1 pseudogene is annotated in these 440 nt (G+C 75.2%); it reads right to left on the bottom strand.

What is annotated here, in order from left to right:
- Positions 1–440: pseudogene (locus DW309_RS13990) on the bottom strand (DNA polymerase III subunit gamma and tau); the annotation flags it as partial.

Raw genomic sequence — 440 nt, 5'->3', positions numbered from 1 at the left:
CTGAGGCAGGCTCCGATGCGGGCGCGGCGTCGGCGGGGGCGCTGGACCCGGAGGATGCGGGCTGGCGCGGCGCTCCCCCCTGCGGCATCGGCGCCGGCAGATACTTCACCCGGACGCCGACCTCCTGCTCGATCGCGGAGCGCAGGTGGTCGGACGGACCGGAGCCGGGTGTGGTGCCCTTGAACTTCGCCACGTCGTGCTGGCTCGTGAACCCGAGCGTGAGCACCTCGGAGTCGGTGTCGTACGCGAGCGGCTGCACCGCGGTGGCGAGCAGCCACGACGTGCGGCTGATGCCCTCGAGCCGGGTGAGCACCGAGGGCCACGCCGCGCGGATGTGGTCGAACGTGACCGGGCCGGCGGGGGGCGTCGACGACGCGGACGGAGCCGACGCGGCACCGTCGGATGCGTCGGAGCCTCCGGTGGCGGCGGGGGCGGTGGTG

Source organism: Microbacterium sp. K41 (assembly GCF_004794395.1).
Taxonomy (GTDB): Bacteria; Actinomycetota; Actinomycetes; order Actinomycetales; family Microbacteriaceae; genus Microbacterium; species Microbacterium sufflavum.
This window is presented reverse-complemented; position numbering and strand designations above follow the sequence as displayed.